Genomic DNA, 18048 nt, shown 5'->3' on the forward strand with positions numbered 1-18048 from the left:
ATAAAAAAGCAGAAATAACTGGCTATTTCTAGCGGATTATTTCTGCAGCAACTCATTATCTATTTTTTATTTTCAATTAATTTAAAGCTTGACCAAGGTTTCAAAAAGTCAAGGAGGAACAGTTCGTCATCAGAAATTCTTCCTACGACATTGACCCGTCCGTCATTTTTCATGTCCTTCAAGGCAATTTGTGTTTCTCCCTTATATTGACCATACCCTTCATTATCAATCAGCACATCACCATGATGCATATCTCGCGTATTGTGAGGTGGAAAATCTTTTTCTTTATAATATACACGAGTCATCGTCGAACGAAGGATATACTCTGAGCGATCTCCTCGATAACTGTGGAGATTGTCAAACAAGCAGATTCGTTCGTTTTCTGTAATCCCTTCTTCCGTATCTACTTTCAATGTTGGATAATCTGCATTAAATGCTGCTGCCATTTCTTTCAATTCTTCTTCGCTTGCATACGCATTTCCAATAGAAATATCATCAATCAGCCCTGTAAGGATCAAATGCTTCACTTGTGTAGCAATCTCAAGGTCTCGGTGGTCTTCTAGTGTGCACAAGCCATCTTGTGTAGGCCAAGGGCCAAACTCAGCGGATTGCGAATTGACGAACGCCATCGTATTCAAATTATATTTTCTAAATTTTTCTGAACAAAAAACAAAATGGTCGTAGCCTAAACCAGAATATCGATGAGGATAAAAATTATGAGAACCTAATAAATTATCCGTGTTTGGCGAATAACTCATGATGTTGTCAACATAATTCGTGCCCGAACTCATATTGATCTCGATTTTGATACCGAAAGGATTACGCGTCATTTTTGCTTCTTCTGCTCCGGTGAACCCGATATCCAAGCGAACTCCATAGGCACCCATCTTATGGAAAAAGGATAAGTCATCGTAAGAAATCTCCAACTGTTCAAATAACGCTGGATTGATATCTACCATTACTTCCATGCCTAGGCTATTCGCATAATCAACTACTTCTTTAAATTCTGAAAGAACTTTTTCTTTGTCGTCGTTGATCTGCAGTAAACTGGTAAAAACCCGTTTATACCCATACTTATGAGCTAAATCCAAGTACGCTTTGTCCTTTTCAAATGTTGATCGTTCTGGATAAATCGAGATTCCTAATTTTCCCATATTACCATTTCCTCCTGCATCTTTTCGTTTTTGTATCCACTTACATTATAGCAAAGACAAAATAAATGGTCTACACCTTTTCTTTTTCTTTTAAAATAAATGATAAATTCCAATAATTTAAGTAGGTATTTCTCCTCTATTTTGTTATCATTAAAGATAACAAAACAGTAAATTGGAAAGGAATAGTTATGAAGAAAAATAAAGTTATTTTAAGTATTAGTATAGCTGCAGCATTATTGTTTGCTGCTGGTTGTTCCGCAAACAGTACGACTTCTCCTAGTTCATCGGCTGAAAGTTCAAAGAGTACATCCACTGCGGAAAGTACAACTGCCAGTAGTGTCGATTTGAATGCATTGGAATTGCCACAATTGACGAAAGATGTAGCTGAAAATGAGGATTTGGTCGAAATGGTGACAAATAAAGGCACAATCAAAATCAAATTATTCCCTGAATATGCACCTAAAGCAGTTGAAAACTTTATGACACACGCAAAAGATGGTTACTATAATGGCCTGACTTTTCACCGCGTCATCAAAGATTTCATGATCCAAGGCGGTGATCCTAAAGGCGATGGCACTGGAGGCGAAAGCATTTGGGGAGAAGGATTTGAGACAGAGATCAACAACCACCTTTACAACATAAGAGGTGCGTTATCTATGGCTCGCTCACAAGATCCTAACAGTAACGGCAGCCAGTTCTTTATCGTTCAAAATTCAGATGATATGCATGATGGTCTTTTAAAAGTTGATTACCCTCAAGCGATTATCGATGCTTATAAAAACGGCGGTTATCCTTCCCTGGATGGTCAGTACAGTGTCTTCGGTCAAGTGATTGAAGGAATGGATGTCGTGGATGCTATTGCAAATGTCGAAACAGATAGTTCAGACAAACCAAAAGAAGAAGTAAAAATTGATAAAATCAATATACTGCAAGAAGCAAAATAAACAGAACATAAAATGACGTCTGAATCTAGCAAATATGACAAAATGTGCTAGATTCAGACGTCTTCTTTTTACATAAGAAAGCAAGTAAACATCCTTCTATTTTTCTATAACAACTTTTTTATGATCAAGCATTTTGGTTGACGATGAACGTGAACTCACACTCACAGACTTTTTTATCATCTACATATGCTGCAGATAACGCTGTACCGACTGACCCCTTCATTTTGGTGATTTCAAAATGACATTTCAGTACATCTCCTGGAACAACTTTTTGACGGAATTTGGCCTTATTGATTCCACCGATATAAGCTCGTTTTCCTAGGAACTCTTCTGATTTTAGGATAAGGATCGAACCTGCTTGTGCCAGTGTTTCTAGGATCAACGCACCCGGCATCACTGGATTGTCAGGAAAGTGACCTTGGAAAAAATCTTCATTGATCGTTACATTTTTTGTCGCAACGATCTTTTTTCCTGGTTCTAATGTATCTACATAATCAATATAACAAATAGGATAACGATTAGGGATCAAGTCCATTACTTCAGTAGCAGATAATACATAAGACATAATTAAACTCCTTCTTTCAGGCAATTGCCATTTTCATTACTTTGACTATCAAAGTATCATATTCCTAAATATTTAGCAATCTTTTTTTAATTTAAGAAAAAATAGTTTGACAATCAAAACATTTTGACTAATAATTAAGAAATCAAGAAGTTATTTTAGCTATTATTTTCTATTTTTTACGACTATCAAATTTTTATTAGAAACAAAGGAGAGTCATTATGTCATTTCTAGAAGGAAAAAAAATCGTCATCATGGGCGTCGCTAACAAAAAAAGCATTGCTTGGGGGTGCGCTGAAGCAATGTTGAAACAAGGGGCAGAGATTATCTATACTTACCAAAATGAACGAATGAAAAAATCATTAGTCAAATTGGTCGGCGAAGAAGCATTCACGGTAGAATGTGATGTTTCTAGCGACGAAAGCATCGAAAAAGCAATGAATGCCATCGGTGAATATGCTGGAGAGATCCACGGCCTTGTCCATGCAGTTGCTTACGCCAACAAAGAAGAATTGTCCGGAAATGTGTCTGATATTTCCAGAGACGGCTATCAATTAGCTCAAGATATCAGTAGCTACTCTTTGATTGCTGTATCAAAATACGCGCAACCGTTTCTTGCACCAAATAGCGGAATCGTTAGCATGACTTATCTAGGTTCAGAGCGCGCAATCCCGAATTATAACATGATGGGTATCGCGAAAGCTTCTCTTGAAGCAGCTATCCGTTATTTGGCAGCTGAGTTCTCACCTAAAGGCATCCGAGTCAATGGTATTTCAGCTGGAGCAATCAAAACATTAGCTGTTACAGGGGTTAAGGACTATCAAAAACTGATCCAGTTATCTGAATCTCGTACGCCTGATCAGCAAGGTGTAACGATCGAAGAAGTCGGTAATGCTTGTGCTTTCTTGATCAGTCCTCTTTCCAGCGGGATCATCGGTGATATTATCTACGTTGACAAAGGTGTCCATCTTTCATAATCCTTTTGTTACATTCTTTAAAGTAAAACATATAAAAATCAGGAAAAAACTTTTTAAAGTCTCTTCCTGATTTTTTCTTTTTTTACGTTTTTTCAACTTATTACTTTGAAATTACTCCACGACTTCAATCCAGCCTTCTGGTGCTTCTATGTCCCCGAATTGAATACCTGTCAATTCATCATACAACCGCTTTGTTACTGGTCCTACTTCCGTTTCGCTATAAAATACATGCAGATTATTATTGTGGTAGATCCCACCGATCGGAGAAATAACAGCCGCTGTACCACATGCACCAGCTTCTGCAAATTGATCTAGATCATCAATGAAAATATCTCCTTCTATTGCTTGAAGTCCTAGTCGTTCTTCAGCTAATTGCAGCAAAGAGTATTTCGTGATACTTGGTAAGATAGATGGCGATTGTGGAGTGATGAATTTTCCGTCTTTCGTAATCCCAAAGAAATTTGCTGCCCCTACTTCTTCGATTTTCGTGTGTGTGGCTGGATCAAGATAAACACAATCTGAGTAATCCAGTTCTTTTGCTTCTGTTCCTGGAAGTAAACTTGCTGCGTAATTTCCGCCGACTTTTGCTGCGCCTGTTCCCTTAGGAGCAGCACGATCATAATCAGATACAATAAAGTTCGTTGGTTTTAACCCACCTTTGAAATACGCTCCTACTGGCGTACAGAAGACGACAAATAAGTATTCTGGAGCAGGATGGACACCGATGTTTTCACCGACCCCAATCAGTAAAGGACGCAAGTATAATGTAGCGCCTGTTCCATACGGAGGCACGAAAGCTTCATTTGCTTTTACCACTTGCTTAACAGCATCAACGAACATTTTTTCAGGGACCATCGGCATCAGCAAGCGTCTAGCACTTTGATTCATCCGCCGACTATTTTGTTCAGGTCGAAAGAGATTGACCTTCCCGTCTTTTCGACGATAAGCTTTTAGACCTTCAAAACATTGCTGACCATAATGAAGCGCTGGAGATCCTTCATGAATCGTCAGGTAATTATCTTCTGTCAATTCCCCTTCTTCCCATTGTCCGTCTTTCCATTTGGCAATGAAACGCCAAGGAGTTTTGATATAAGAAAATCCTAAATTGTTCCAATCGATTTGCATATACTTACCACCTTCGTTATTTTCTCCACATTTTATCATTATCCATATTATTTGTCATTTTATTTTCAGCTTTTTTCCTTCATTATAGTTATTTTTGCTATTTCCTTTTTTGAAAACTTCTTGGTACAATACAGAAAGAATCAAATTTTAGAAAAGAGGATTTTATGTTTTCATTATTAGCAACTGCCGGTACGACAGACTCTTCTGGCGAGACATTGACAGATCAAGCTGTCAGCAAAGTAAATGCGTTTCAGCGGTTTTGGGACGGGATTGATTGGGACGCCATTTTGGCTGCCTTTATCCAAAAAAGTTTATATCTGATTTTTTTGATCGTCCTTTTTTGGATTCTTCACCGTGTGGGAAAATATCTGATTGATAAGTCTTTTAATCAGTATTCTAAAAAAGCCATTCTAAACGAGAGCCGCTTAAAGACTTTACATAGTCTTTTAAATACTATTTTTCATTATACCCTTGGTTTCTTCTTTATCTATGCAATTTTATCTGCTATCGGTGTACCGATCGGTTCACTTTTGGCTGGTGCCGGAATTGCAGGTGTGGCGATCGGCCTTGGTGCCCAAGGGTTCATGAGTGATGTTATTACCGGATTTTTTATTATCATGGAACAACAGATGGATGTTGGAGACTACATCAAGTTAGCAAACTTAACGATTGAAGGAACCGTCGTATCTGTTGGTATCCGTACCCTTCAGCTGAAAGCAACGGATGGTACTGTCCATTTCATCCCGAATCGAAACATCACCACGATCAGCAATCTCTCTCGTGCAAATATGCAAGTACTTTTAGATATCCGGATCGTTCCTGAAGAAGGATATGACAAAATCTATGAGATCATTGATCGAGTAAATCATACATTAGCTGAAAAATACCAAGAAGAGCTTCAAACTGAACCTTCCATCTTTGGTTTAGTGGATCTTGGTAATAGTAATTTTGCTATTCGAACGGTCTGCTACGCATTGAACGGAAAACAATATGCCTTAAAAGAAGAGTTTTTGAGCTCCTATGTCAAAGAATTGACAGCTTCTGGGTTCACGATTCCGAACAGTCCGATTGCTGTCGGAAAATAATTTGGTCAAACGATGCAACGGATCTCACTAAAAAGAGCGTGGGACAAAAGTAAAGAAAAACTTTTGTCCCACGCTCTAAACATGTATAAACAGCGGAAGCAGAAGCAACTCCTTCGGAAATAAGCTGAAATTCACAAAGATTTGAAAAGCAATTTTCGTGAATTACCTCTTATTTCTTGAAGTTAAACGCTTCTGTCCCAGCCTCTTTTTCAAGATAAAGTCAAAACTGGTACGCTTTTGTTTCTACTTATTTTTTGATTATCTTTCAGTTTCTCGTTCTTTAGCTCACAATATCGATTTGTTCTTTTAATTCTTCGATTTTCGGAGACAATATATTGCGACGTTCTAATTCATGCACCATGAAGTTTACGGCTTTAAGCAGCTCTTTCCTTGTGATGATTCCTTTGAAAACCCGTTCTTCTGTGACAACCGGTAAAAAAGGCGAATCAACTAACAAATGGAGTACTTCTTCTAGTTCCCAATTTTCATCAATCGTCGGAACATCCGTTTCTGTTACATCAGCAACTGTTAGTCCTTCTAACGGATCCATGCTGATTGTTTGCAAGTCAATCATTTTATTGACCACATCTGATAAACTTACTAGTCCTACAAAGTGATCATCTTTTCCTAATACAGGAATTTTGGAATAACCGACCTTCGATAAGACAAGTAAACCATGGGATAATGGATGATGATACATAACATTTGCCACATTTTCTGCAGGAATCAAAAACGTTTCCTGATTTTCCAGCAGCATTTCTCTTACTATAGGTCCAATCATCTGATGGCCTCCATTTCTATTTCATTCAACACTACTATTTTACCGAAACCGGATGCAAAATTCACAAAATAAAGCTTATTTTTATTAAAAATTAGAGTTTTTTTATTCAGCGCTCTCTCGAAAAAGAAAAGGCCAATTCTTCAACTGCCTGATGGGCACGGTTATAGTATTGAACAGAAATTTGGTCATCTAAACTTTCAATAAGAGCATATGATGGGATTTGGATCGGGCCTCTAGGTTGAGAAATACTTCCAGGATTCAAAAACAGGATTTTCTGATCCATCTCACAGCCTATTTGATGGGTATGACCAAAAAACACCATATCGGCATTTGCAGCTCGAGCTTCGATTGCTAACTGTGTCAAACCAAATCGAACATTCGATAAATGGCCATGAGTCATGAATACTGTATCCTGACCAGTTTGGATCACTTTTTTCTGTTCGAATCCTGGTCCATAATCACAATTACCTTGAACCACTTGGAATGTATCCCATAATGGGTCAGAAGCTTCTAATTCCGAATCACCACAATGGAAAAAGATGTCCACTTCAGAACGATAACGATCTACTAAGTCAACGAGGATATCTCTGTCTCCATGATTATCACTTACTACTAAATACCGCATCTATCTCTCTCCTTCCAGCCATTGTTTCCACTCGGCACTCAATTTTTTCATTGCTTGAGCCCGATGACTGATCTTGTTTTTTTCTTCGCTCGATAATTCTGCTGCTGTTTGTTTCTTACCTTCTGGGATAAATAAAGGATCATACCCAAAGCCATTTTCGCCAGATGGTATACGGGCTACTCGACCGGGCCATTCCGCTTCTACTACGAGGCTGTCTTTTTTGGGTGCCGCGAATACTAATGTACAATGGAATTGTGCTGTTCTTTTTTCATCCGGCACATCTGTCAATTCATATAATAATTTGGCGTTATTCCCCGCATCACTTTTTTGTTCCCCTGCAAAACGTGCAGAATAGATTCCTGGCATACCGCCTAACGCATCCACTTTCAAACCTGAATCATCTGCTAAGACTGGTTGATCAAGCAATTGTGCAATCGTTTCTGCTTTTAATCGGGCATTTTCTTCAAATGTGCTGCCAGTTTCTTCCACATCTGGCAATTCAGGATAGTCAAGTAATGTTTTTACATGATATCCCGCTTCTTTGAACATATTTCGAAACTCTTCTGCTTTTCCTGGATTTCTTGTCGCAATGATGATTGTTTTTGTTTCTTCTATCCGCTCATTATCTTGAGCAAATTCTGTTAGCAAAGCATGTTTTTGCTCTTTGATCAAATCTTCAATCGCGTTTTTTCCAAAAAAGAGCATTTCATTCAACTGTTCTCCATCAAACGTTGCTTCTTCTCCAGTTCCTTGAATCTCCACGAATTTTCCTGATTCTGTCATCACGAGATTCATATCTACAAGTGCTGCGGAATCTTCTTGATAGTCCAAATCTGTCACGCAAGTCCCATCCGGCAAGATCCCTACGCTAACTGCAGCAAGATGCTCTTTGATTGGATCTTCTGACAATTCCTTTTCTCTTAAAAGCTTTTCAATTGCTAGTCTCAACGCGACGAATGCCCCAGTGATGCTAGCTGTTCTAGTTCCGCCATCCGCTTGGATCACATCGCAGTCTATGATGATACTACGCTCTCCCAGCTTTTCCAAGTCTATTACTGCACGCAAGGAGCGACCAATAAGACGCTGGATTTCCATTGTTCTACCAGAAAGTTTTCCTTTGCTGCTTTCTCTACGGTTTCTCGTACTCGTTGCTCGAGGTAGCATACTGTATTCAGCTGTTACCCACCCTGTTCCTGTTTCTCTCAAAAAGGGAGGTACAGAATCCTCTACTGTTGCAGAACAAATAACTGTTGTATCACCAAAACGGATCACAACCGATCCCTCTGGATATTTGAAAACATTTGTTTGAAGCTCCAGTTTACGAAGCTCTTGGGCTTTTCTCCCGTCATGACGCATCCTTATTTTCCTCCCAATTCAATATGGTCTACATTTAGGTGTCCGATTCCAAGCCAGTCTTCGGCTATTTCTTGGAAAAGTTTAGCAGATCCTGTTGTATAAAACTGACATAATGTCCGTCCATTTTGCGGTGAATTGCTCAAATTGAAATAATCGAGTAGCATAGATACTTCACCTACTGTTTCTGCTCCAGAATCGATCAGTTGAACATTTTCACCCACTACATTTTGAATGATAGGGCGTAATAATGGATAATGGGTGCATCCCAAAATCAATGTATCGATTTTTTTAGTCGTTAACGGAGCTAATGTTTCTGCCACGATTTTTTTTGCCACAGATGAATGGTATTCATTACTTTCGACAACTGAAACAAATTTGGGACAAGCAAGACTTGTCACAGTCAATTCTGGCACTTTCTCTTTCAGTGCTTTTTCATAAGCTTGACTTTTTACCGTACCAATCGTACCGATAATGCCAACTTGTTTATTTTGTGTTTTTTTTACTGCTGCTCTTGTACCGGGAAGGATCACACCGATGACTGGAATAGAAAGAGCAGCTTTGATTTCTTCTAAAGCAACCGCAGTTGCGGTATTGCAGGCAATCACCAGCATCTTGATTCCTTGCTCCACCAGATAATCCGTCATTTCCCAAGTATACTGGATTACCTGTTCCGCAGGTCTAGGACCATACGGGCAGCGTGCTGTGTCTCCTACAAATAAAATATTTTCATTCGGTAATTGTTTCAGGGCTTCTTTTACTACAGTTAAGCCGCCAACACCTGAATCAATAAATCCGATAGGGCGATTATCTGTCAATCGTATCATCCTTTTTTTCAATAAATTCTATCTTCCCTATTGTGTACTTTTTAGCGTGAATTTTCAAGTGCTCTCACTTGCTTAAAACAATCAAAATCTCTTTTTTTCGAATGGAAAGAGGAAAAGCGGTTGTGACTTAGTTTGCCACAACCGCTAAAAGAATCATCTATTAATAACTGTACCGTCTCTTTTCCAAGTAACCGGAAAGCAGAGAAAGCGCGTAACACACCACGAAGTACATAAGTGTCATGATGATGAACATTGGAAGCACATAATTGGTATTCTGTCCATAAATAATACGTGCCTGATGAGAAAGTTCAGGTAAAGAAATGATTACTGCTAATGATGTATCTTTGATCAGTGAAATCAATTGGCTCACAATTGCCGGGATCATCGATTTGAATGCTTGCGGCAAAACGATCGTCCGCATCGTTTCTACATAAGTCAGTCCCGTTGACAATCCTGCCTCCATCTGCCCTTTCGGAACAGCATTAAGTCCAGCTCGGAAAATTTCCGACAGCATAGCTGATTCAAAGATCGTCAATGCTGCAACAGCAGACCAGAAGATGTTCATCTGGATGCCAATCTGAGGCAAAGCAAAATAAGTGAAGAAAATGATCAATAATAATGGAAGATTTCGTATGATATCGATCACAATACCAAGGATTTTGGACAAGAAAGGGATATTCGCAAAACGAATCACACCTGTCAGACCACCAATCAAGAAACTGAAAATGATCGAAAACAATGAAACTTCAACAGTAACCTTTAATCCTTCCAATAAAAAACGGACATTCATCCATGAAAAAGCGCCGCTAAAATCCATGTATTTCCCCTCCTTCTATGAACGAACCGCCCATTTTTTCTCAAGATAAACCATTAAGTAAGATAACGGCAGCGTGATAACTAAGTAAAATAACCCAACGATGATATACGTATCGAAGGTATTGAATGTTTCACTGGCAATCAAATCTCCTTGATACATCAAATCCAAACCAGCTACGATTGCTAAAATAGACGAGTTTTTCACAAGATTAATAAATTGGTTGCCTAATGGCGGAATAACGATTTTGAATGCTTGGGGCAAAACAATATAACGCATAATTTCTGAATAGGTAAATCCAGAAGACAATCCTGCTTCTGTTTGGCCTTTTGGTACAGTTTGAATCCCTGAACGTACTGTTTCAGCAATAAAAGCGGATGTATAGATAGTCAAGCCAATCGTCCCTGCTTGGAATCCGTCTAGATTAAACCAATAAATAGGTACGACAACATAAAAAAACATCACGATGATCAATAATGGAATGTTTCTAAAAAATTCTACATATGCCTTTGCTAAGGCACTTACTACTTTATTCTTTGATAATTGGAAGATTGCCATCAACGTTCCGATAATCAAACTAAACACAAGTGCTAAGACACTCGAAAACAATGTGATCTTGAACCCGTCGACAAAGATTGGTCCATAAGTCTGTATCAATTCGCTCATTGCCTCTCCCCCTTACTCTACTTTTACTTCAGTTTCATTTGGAAACCATTTTTGATAGATTTTATCATATGTGCCATCTGCATGCATTTCCTCTAGCGCTTGGTTAACAGCTTTCAAGAAGTTTTCTTGTCCTTTGTTGATCGCAATTCCATAAGGCTCATTAGTAAACGTTCCGCCGACTAACTCGTACTCTGGATTTTCATCTGCAATCCCTAACAAGATCGCATTATCCGTAGTCATTGCGTCTCCCTGGCCAGATTGTAACGCAGTAAATGCTTCTGCATAATTTTCCAATTCCAGAATGTTTGCATCTGGTGCATGCTGTCGGATATTCGCAGCCGACGTAGAACCTTTGACTGCTAGAACTGTTGTAGAAGCATTCAAATCATCTACACTTTTGATTTGGCTTCCCTTCTTTACCAACAAAGCTTGGCCAGCATCGAAATAGACATCTGAAAAATCGACTTGTTTTTTTCGTTCATCTGTGATCGTCATCGTCGCAATAATCGCATCGATGTTTCCGTTTTTCAATAACGGGATCCGCGTTTTAGAAGTGACTTCAACAAATTCCGCTTTTCCATTCTCACCAAGGATCTTTTCAGTGATTGCTTTTGCAATATCTACATCAAATCCTTGTACGGTTCTGCTCTCAATATCCATCATTCCAAATAATCGAGTATCATATTTGACACCCCAGATGATTTCATTGGTAGATTTGCTTCGCTCTAAAATATCTTCATTTGCCAACCCATTTCCTTTACATCCGGCTAGTGCAAGAAAAGCAATGCCTAAAAGGAAAATCAGGCGTATTTTTTTAAACCTGCGCATCTTTTTCCTCCTATCAATGATTGATAACTTTACTGATAAATTGCTGTGCTCGGACTTCATTTGGATTTTCGAAAAAGTCTCTCACATTTCTGCTATCTTCCAATACTTCTCCGTCAGCCATGAAGATGACACGATCCGCAACTTCTTTGGCAAAGCCCATTTCATGCGTCACGACAATCATTGACATGCCGTCATGCGCCAATTTTTTCATGACGTCCAATACATCACCAATCATTTCCGGATCCAAAGCAGAAGTAGGTTCATCAAACAGCAGCATCTCAGGATTCATCGCTAAACCTCTGGCGATTGCCACCCGTTGCTGTTGTCCACCGGATAACATGGAAGGATAAGAATCTTTCTTATCTAACATATTGACAGTTTTCAGAAATTTCTCCGCGTTTTTGACTGCAGTTGCCTGGTCTTGCTTTAACACTTTGATTGGTGCTAATGTAATATTTTCCAGAACGGTTTTATTAGGATACAAATTGAAATGCTGGAAAACCATGCCGATATTCTTTCGGACTTCTGTCAACTTTGTCTTTTTATCATGCAAGTCAGTATCATTAATTAGTAGCTTACCTGAAGAAATCGTCTCTAATCCATTGATACAGCGAAGCATCGTGCTCTTTCCTGAACCAGAAGGACCAATGACAACGACAACTTCTCCTTTCTCGAATTCGAGATTGATATTTTTTAATGCGTGGAACTTGCCATAATATTTATCCACGTGATCAAATTTAATCATTGCCATAGAATTACACTCCCATTATTATTTAGTAAGATTTCTTTTAAAGATGTATAATAAAATACATTATATCTGATAGTTTAGTAATTTGTAAAGTTTCTTAGAACGTTTATTCTCCCATAAATATTTCTTTCATTTCTAATCTATTAGTTATTTTATCCTCTTTCCTTGTTTTTTCCTTAGGAACTGTTGTTTCTTGTCAGGAAAAACGGTAAGATATTAAGTGCTCAGACTTACAAATCGTAAAGAGGTGTCTTTTTTGAAAAATATTATTTTAACGGGAGATCGACCAACTGGGAAGCTGCATTTAGGGCATTACGTCGGTTCTCTAAAAACCCGAGTGGCTATGCAAGCAGACGAAGACAACCAACTGTTTGTCATGATTGCTGACATGCAAGCACTGACCGATAATGCTAAAAATCCTGAGAAGGTTTCATCAAATGTCTTGCAAGTTGCTTTAGACTATTTAGCCGTGGGATTAGATCCTGCAAAATCTACTTTATTTATCCAATCACAAATTCCGGAATTAGCTGAGTTAACCATGTATTATTTGAACTTAGTCAGCGTAGGACGCGTTCGGCGCAATCCGACTGTCAAAACAGAAATCGAACAAAAGAAATTCGGTGAAAGCGTGCCTACAGGATTCTTTATCTATCCTGTTTCTCAAGCAGCTGATATCACTGCATTCAAAGCGAATCTCGTACCTGTTGGCGAGGATCAAAAACCAATGTTAGAGCAGACACAGGAAATCGTACAAAGCTTCAATCATACATATGGTGAAGTCTTGGTGGAACCGAAAGGCGTATTCCCACCAAAAGGAATGGGTAGGTTACCTGGAATCGATGGAAATGGCAAAATGAGTAAATCGTTAGGAAACGGTATTTATATCTCCGATCCTGCCGATGTCTTACAGAAAAAAGTTATGAGTATGTATACTGATCCAAACCACATCCATGTACAAGATCCTGGACAAGTAGAAGGGAATATGGTCTTCACCTACTTGGATGTATTCGGAACAGATAAAGAAGCAATTGAAGAAATGAAAGCTCATTACCGCCGCGGCGGACTTGGTGATGTAAAGATCAAACGATACCTCATTGATGTATTGGAAGCTGAATTTGCACCGATCCGCGCACGCCGAGAAGAATTGGAAAAAGATCCTTCAGCTGTTATGGAAATCTTACGTAAAGGTAGTGAAGAAGCTGCTAAAGTAGCTGCACAAACACTTTCTGAAGTAAAATCAGCAATGGGAATCAATTACTTCCATTAATTCATTTACTCTAAAAAACAGGCTGTAAAGGCCTGTTTTTTTATCTCGTCTCTGTGCTATTCCTTTTTTAAAATCAAAAAAAGAGATGTGACAAACTTGTGTCACATCTCTTTTTCAAATGAATAGTCTTCAAAAGCTACTTGATCGTTACTTACTATATTTTCCCTCTTAGCGAATACTTGCCTCTAGGTTTTCTATCAACGCTTTTTCGACTTTTTCCATTGCTTTATTGATTTCTTCATCTGTCAATGTTGCTTCAGGATTGACGAATGTCAGGCTATAAGCCATGGATTTATGTCCTTTTTCGATGTTTTCTCCTTGATAGACATCAAATAATTGGATATCTGTTAAAAATCTTCCGGCAGCAGAATGGATCACTTCTGTTAATTCCTGATTTGTCACAGTTTCTTTTACAAGCAAAGCGATATCCCGGCTGACTGCTGGGAATTTTGTCACTGCTTCAAAAACGATTCCTTTTTGGGCAGCTTCCACTACAGCAGATAAATCAAACTCAGCTACATATGTTTCTGGAATATCGTAACTTTTGGCAATTGTCGGATGCACTTGACCGACAAAGCCGATAAATTGTTCGCCAAGATAAATTGCAGCTGTCCTCCCAGGATGCATTTCTTTTATTTCTGTCACTGTTTGATAATGGATATCTTCAGTGATACCTAGTTGTTCAAATAAGTTTTCTAAAAGACCCTTGATGGTGAAAAAGTCTACGTTTTGTGTTTTCGTCTGCCAATCTTTTTCTTCCCAAATACCAGAAATAGCGATGGCTGCATGTTTTACTTCTTGCGGCAGATGTGTGCGCGGATCATTTTCTTGGAAGAATACCCGACCAATTTCATATAAAGCAATCTCTGTATTTTTTCGAGCAGTGTTATAACTGATATCATCTAATAGTCCGCTGATCAAATTCATTCGTAATACAGAACGTTCTTCGCTCATTGGCCAGTCCAAACGTGTAATATTACTTTCTTTTATAACAAACTGTCTTGATTTTTCTTCTGTTGTCAATGCATAACTGATTGCTTCGCTCAATCCACTTCCTTCAAAGATTGTACGAATTTTACGAGTAGTTTCTTGTTCTTTTGACAAGCTTCCAGCAACCGTTTCTCCACTTGGAAGTGTAGATGGCAACTGGTCGTATCCATAAATACGAGCAACTTCTTCGATAATGTCTGCTTCGATTTGGATATCCCAGCGTCTTGGTGGTACGACTACGGAATAAACATGATCCTTTTCTTCATAGCTAAATCCAAGTGCTTCAAAAATCTCATTTACTTCTTTAACGACAAGAGATGTTCCTAAATATTGATTGATGCGTTCAAGTGAAATCTTCACTGATACGTCTTCTGCTTTAATCTCTGAACCTTTGACCGCACCTTGTAGAACTTCCCCACCTGCAAGAGAAACGATCATTGCTGCAGCAACCTCACTGGCTTCTCCAACAGTTGCATGGTTGATCCCTTTTTCAAAGCGTGCAGAAGATTCGCTACGCAAATTAAATTGTTTTGCTGTACGACGGATCGAAATTGGATCAAACAAAGCAGATTCCAGTGCCACTGTTGTTGTTTCATTCGTAATCTCTGAATCTAATCCACCCATGACACCAGCCAAAGCAACTGGTTCTTTGCCATTAGTGATGACAAGATTGTCAGTTGTCAATTCCCGAGATTCTCCATCTAACGTGACTAATGTCTCATTTTCTTTTGCATGACGGACAAGGATCTCATTTGATTTCAATTTGTCGTAGTCAAATGCATGTAGTGGTTGTCCGAATAAAAGCAAAATATAGTTCGTCACATCTACTACATTGTTGATTGGGCGGATGCCTTCATTCATCAAAAGATTTTGCAGCCATTGAGGACTTGGTTGGATGTTTACTCCTTCAATGATGCGGATTTGATAGGCAGGAACGACTTCTTTATCTTCAACTGTCACTTTGATTCTATCGCTAGCAAGTTGTGATGATTCTACTAATTTCTCGTCATCAAATGTAGGCGTCTGACGATAGATTGCCCCAACTTCATAAGCTACGCCACGCATTGACAATGCATCTGCACGATTTGGTGTGATAGACAATTCAATGATCGAATCATCCATATCTAAATAAGAAAAAACTGGATCGCCATTTACAGCTTCTTGTGGCATATAATAGATACCTTCAGCGTATTCTTTCGGTATAACACTGTCTGAATAGCCAATTTCTTGTAACGAGCAAATCATGCCATTTGATACTTGACCACGCATTTTCCCTTTTTTGATCTTCACATTTCCAGCAATCCGTGAGTTAGGAAGCGCAACGATTACTTTGATTCCGACCTTCACATTAGGCGCTCCGCAAACGATTTGAGACAGTTCGTCTTCACCAATATCGACTTGACAAATAGAAAGGTGATCAGAATCTGGATGTGGTACACATTCCTTGACTTCACCGACAACGATTTTTTTCAAGCCTTCTTCTGGAACCGTGATTCCCTCGACTTCGATTCCTGTTACAGACATTTTATCCGCTAATTCTTTTGGTGTTACATTCGATAAATCCACATAACGATTAAGCCATTTATATGAAACTAACATCTTCTTACTCCCCCTTGAACTGACTTAAGAAACGTAAGTCATTTTGATAGAAATTACGGATATCATTCACTCCATACCGCAACATAGCTACGCGGTCTGGTCCAAGGCCGAAAGCAAAGCCTGAATATTCTTCTGGATCGATTCCTGACATCTTCAACACATTCGGGTGCACCATGCCAGCTCCTAAAATCTCGATCCATCCAGTGTATTTACATACGTTACAACCGGCACCACCACATTTGAAACAACTGACATCTACTTCTACTGATGGCTCCGTAAATGGGAAATAACTTGGACGCAAACGGATTTCACGTTCTTCCCCAAACATTTTTTTCATTACGACTTCTAATGTTCCTTTAAGGTCGCCCATCGTGATGTTTTTATCAACAACTAGCCCTTCAATTTGATGGAACTGATGGCTGTGGGTCGCATCATCTGTATCTCTGCGGAAAACTTTTCCTGGCGAGATCATTCGTAGAGCACCCTTAGAGAAATCATGCTTTTCCATTGTTCGTGCTTGGACTGGTGAAGTATGTGTCCGAATCAATATCTCGTCTGAAATATAGAAAGTATCTTGCATGTCCCTTGCCGGATGGTCTTTTGGCAGGTTCATCCGTTCGAAATTGTAATGGTCAGACTCTACTTCGTAACCTTCTACGATCTGATACCCCATACCTACAAAAATATCTTCAATTTCTTCCATGATTTGCGTCACGATATGACGTGTACCATGCTTTACTTTTCTACCAGGCAATGTCACGTCTACTGTTTCTTTTGCCAAAGCTGCATTTAACGCTTCTTCTTCTAATACTTGTTTTTTTCGCTCTATTTCTTCTGTCAAAAGGTCTCGGATCTCATTTGCGAAACTTCCGACTTTTGGACGTTCTTCTGGACTTAGATCTTTCATCCCACGCAATACTTCTGTGATCGGTCCTTTTTTTCCTAACGTTTCAACACGTATTTGATTTAATTCTTTTAAATCTTGTGCCGCCGTGATTTTGACGATTGTTTCTTCTTTCAAGCTCTCTAATTGTGCTTGTAAAGACATGTGCTTGTTCCTCCTTTAAATTCCAAATACAAAACAAAAAGACCTCATTCCTGTTAAGGAACGAGGTCTTCGCGTTACCATCCTAATTTGCGGATAAATAAACTTACACCGCACTCTTACTTCGTTAACGACAGTTGCCGGTCTGATAATGATCAGACGAACTCGGAAAGTGAACTTCATTTTTCAAACACAGGACCTGTTTTCAGTCTGTGACAGATCTCCCTGAACTGGTTTAGCCAAACTACTCTTTTTCGTCATCGTTCTTTTACTTATTCGTATGGACTATAGTTTACAAGATTTTTTTTACAAAATCAACCGCATTCTTCCTCTGTGACCCATTTTTCGCTCCAAACTTGTATTTGACGCATTGCTTTTTGCAAGTCTGCTCCTTTTTCAGTCAAGAGATATTCTGAACGGCTTTTTTCACTACAGGCAATGTTTCGAGTGACTATTCCTTCTTTTTCTAATTCCTTCAAGCGTTCGACCAATACCCGATCACTAACCATCGGGATTTTTGCCGCAAGCTCGACAAAGCGTTGCGGACCATTTTCGAGTAGTACATCGATAATCAATCCGTTCCATTTTTTTCCTAAAATAGAGAACGTTTTTTCAAATTTAGGACACAAAACGAATTCTGTCTGTGTTAGCTCCATCA

The 18048-nt window shown here is 38.9% G+C and carries 18 protein-coding genes; 4 read left to right on the forward strand and 14 right to left on the reverse strand.

Annotated elements, in window-relative coordinates; genetic code table 11:
• Positions 1–59 precede the first annotated feature (59 nt).
• Positions 60–1154: a DUF871 domain-containing protein gene (locus HMPREF2961_RS07215; RefSeq protein WP_002315099.1), complete on the reverse strand. Its 1095-nt coding sequence runs from the start codon at positions 1152–1154 to the stop codon at positions 60–62.
• Positions 1155–1342: 188 nt separating this feature from the next.
• Here HMPREF2961_RS07215 and HMPREF2961_RS07220 point away from each other — a divergent pair, with 188 nt between their 5' ends.
• On the forward strand, positions 1343–2098 hold the full coding sequence (locus HMPREF2961_RS07220) for a peptidylprolyl isomerase (protein WP_070704425.1): 756 nt from the start codon (positions 1343–1345) through the stop codon (positions 2096–2098).
• A gap of 124 nt (positions 2099–2222) precedes the next feature.
• Here the strand turns inward: HMPREF2961_RS07220 and fabZ are convergent, their stop codons facing one another.
• A complete protein-coding gene (fabZ, locus tag HMPREF2961_RS07225; RefSeq protein ID WP_002309395.1) occupies positions 2223–2663 on the reverse strand; it encodes a 3-hydroxyacyl-ACP dehydratase FabZ in 441 nt (146 codons plus the stop codon).
• Between the two features lie 218 nt (positions 2664–2881).
• Here fabZ and fabI point away from each other — a divergent pair, with 218 nt between their 5' ends.
• Positions 2882–3637: an enoyl-ACP reductase FabI gene (fabI, locus tag HMPREF2961_RS07230; protein WP_002295795.1), complete on the forward strand. Its 756-nt coding sequence runs from the start codon at positions 2882–2884 to the stop codon at positions 3635–3637.
• 111 nt (positions 3638–3748) lie between these two features.
• On the opposite strand, the gene HMPREF2961_RS07235 is transcribed toward fabI, so the two are convergent.
• Positions 3749–4801 carry a branched-chain amino acid aminotransferase gene (locus tag HMPREF2961_RS07235; protein WP_002316226.1) on the reverse strand — a complete coding sequence of 351 codons (1053 nt, stop codon included), beginning with the start codon at positions 4799–4801 and terminating at the stop codon, positions 3749–3751.
• A 125-nt stretch (positions 4802–4926) separates the two neighbouring features.
• Between HMPREF2961_RS07235 and HMPREF2961_RS07240 the strand changes: the two genes are divergently transcribed.
• Positions 4927–5847, forward strand: a complete 921-nt coding sequence (locus HMPREF2961_RS07240) for a mechanosensitive ion channel family protein (protein WP_002315101.1) — start codon at positions 4927–4929, stop codon at positions 5845–5847.
• A gap of 280 nt (positions 5848–6127) precedes the next feature.
• On the opposite strand, the gene cbpB is transcribed toward HMPREF2961_RS07240, so the two are convergent.
• From cbpB to HMPREF2961_RS07280, 8 genes are all read right to left on the reverse strand, one after another.
• The gene (gene cbpB / locus HMPREF2961_RS07245; RefSeq protein WP_002309404.1) at positions 6128–6628 is read right to left on the reverse strand and encodes a cyclic-di-AMP-binding protein CbpB; all 501 of its coding nucleotides are present in this window, start codon (positions 6626–6628) and stop codon (positions 6128–6130) included.
• 106 nt (positions 6629–6734) lie between these two features.
• Entirely contained in the window at positions 6735–7253 is a 519-nt protein-coding gene (locus HMPREF2961_RS07250; RefSeq protein ID WP_002309405.1) for a metallophosphoesterase, read from the reverse strand.
• Complete coding sequence (gene rph, locus HMPREF2961_RS07255; RefSeq protein ID WP_002309406.1) at positions 7254–8609, reverse strand: ribonuclease PH; 1356 nt, start codon at positions 8607–8609, stop codon at positions 7254–7256. It lies immediately after the preceding gene.
• 2 nt (positions 8610–8611) lie between these two features.
• A complete protein-coding gene (racE, locus tag HMPREF2961_RS07260; RefSeq protein WP_002315102.1) occupies positions 8612–9433 on the reverse strand; it encodes a glutamate racemase in 822 nt (273 codons plus the stop codon).
• Between the two features lie 160 nt (positions 9434–9593).
• Entirely contained in the window at positions 9594–10250 is a 657-nt protein-coding gene (locus HMPREF2961_RS07265; protein ID WP_002292958.1) for an amino acid ABC transporter permease, read from the reverse strand.
• 15 nt (positions 10251–10265) lie between these two features.
• On the reverse strand, positions 10266–10913 hold the full coding sequence (locus HMPREF2961_RS07270) for an amino acid ABC transporter permease (RefSeq protein ID WP_002288038.1): 648 nt from the start codon (positions 10911–10913) through the stop codon (positions 10266–10268).
• Positions 10914–10925: 12 nt separating this feature from the next.
• Positions 10926–11741, reverse strand: a complete 816-nt coding sequence (locus HMPREF2961_RS07275; protein ID WP_070704428.1) for a transporter substrate-binding domain-containing protein — start codon at positions 11739–11741, stop codon at positions 10926–10928.
• 13 nt (positions 11742–11754) lie between these two features.
• A complete protein-coding gene (locus tag HMPREF2961_RS07280) occupies positions 11755–12492 on the reverse strand; it encodes an amino acid ABC transporter ATP-binding protein (RefSeq protein ID WP_002288042.1) in 738 nt (245 codons plus the stop codon).
• A 253-nt stretch (positions 12493–12745) separates the two neighbouring features.
• On the opposite strand from HMPREF2961_RS07280, the gene trpS reads away from it, so the two are divergent.
• The gene (gene trpS, locus HMPREF2961_RS07285; RefSeq protein WP_002288045.1) at positions 12746–13756 is read left to right on the forward strand and encodes a tryptophan--tRNA ligase; all 1011 of its coding nucleotides are present in this window, start codon (positions 12746–12748) and stop codon (positions 13754–13756) included.
• 168 nt (positions 13757–13924) lie between these two features.
• Here the strand turns inward: trpS and pheT are convergent, their stop codons facing one another.
• The 3 genes from pheT to HMPREF2961_RS07300 all read right to left on the reverse strand — a co-directional run bounded on the left by pheT (position 13925) and on the right by HMPREF2961_RS07300 (position 18046).
• Positions 13925–16345, reverse strand: coding sequence for a phenylalanine--tRNA ligase subunit beta (gene pheT, locus HMPREF2961_RS07290; RefSeq protein WP_024636281.1), 2421 nt, complete (start codon positions 16343–16345; stop codon positions 13925–13927).
• A 4-nt stretch (positions 16346–16349) separates the two neighbouring features.
• Positions 16350–17393 (reverse strand): phenylalanine--tRNA ligase subunit alpha, encoded by a 1044-nt coding sequence (gene pheS / locus HMPREF2961_RS07295; protein WP_002315104.1) that lies wholly within the window; start codon positions 17391–17393, stop codon positions 16350–16352.
• Positions 17394–17704: 311 nt separating this feature from the next.
• Entirely contained in the window at positions 17705–18046 is a 342-nt protein-coding gene (locus HMPREF2961_RS07300) for a winged helix-turn-helix transcriptional regulator (RefSeq protein ID WP_002292948.1), read from the reverse strand.
• Between the last annotated feature and the right edge of the window lie 2 nt (positions 18047–18048).

The organism is Enterococcus sp. HMSC076E04 (assembly GCF_001814285.1).
GTDB classification, from domain to species: Bacteria; Bacillota; Bacilli; order Lactobacillales; family Enterococcaceae; genus Enterococcus_B; species Enterococcus_B lactis.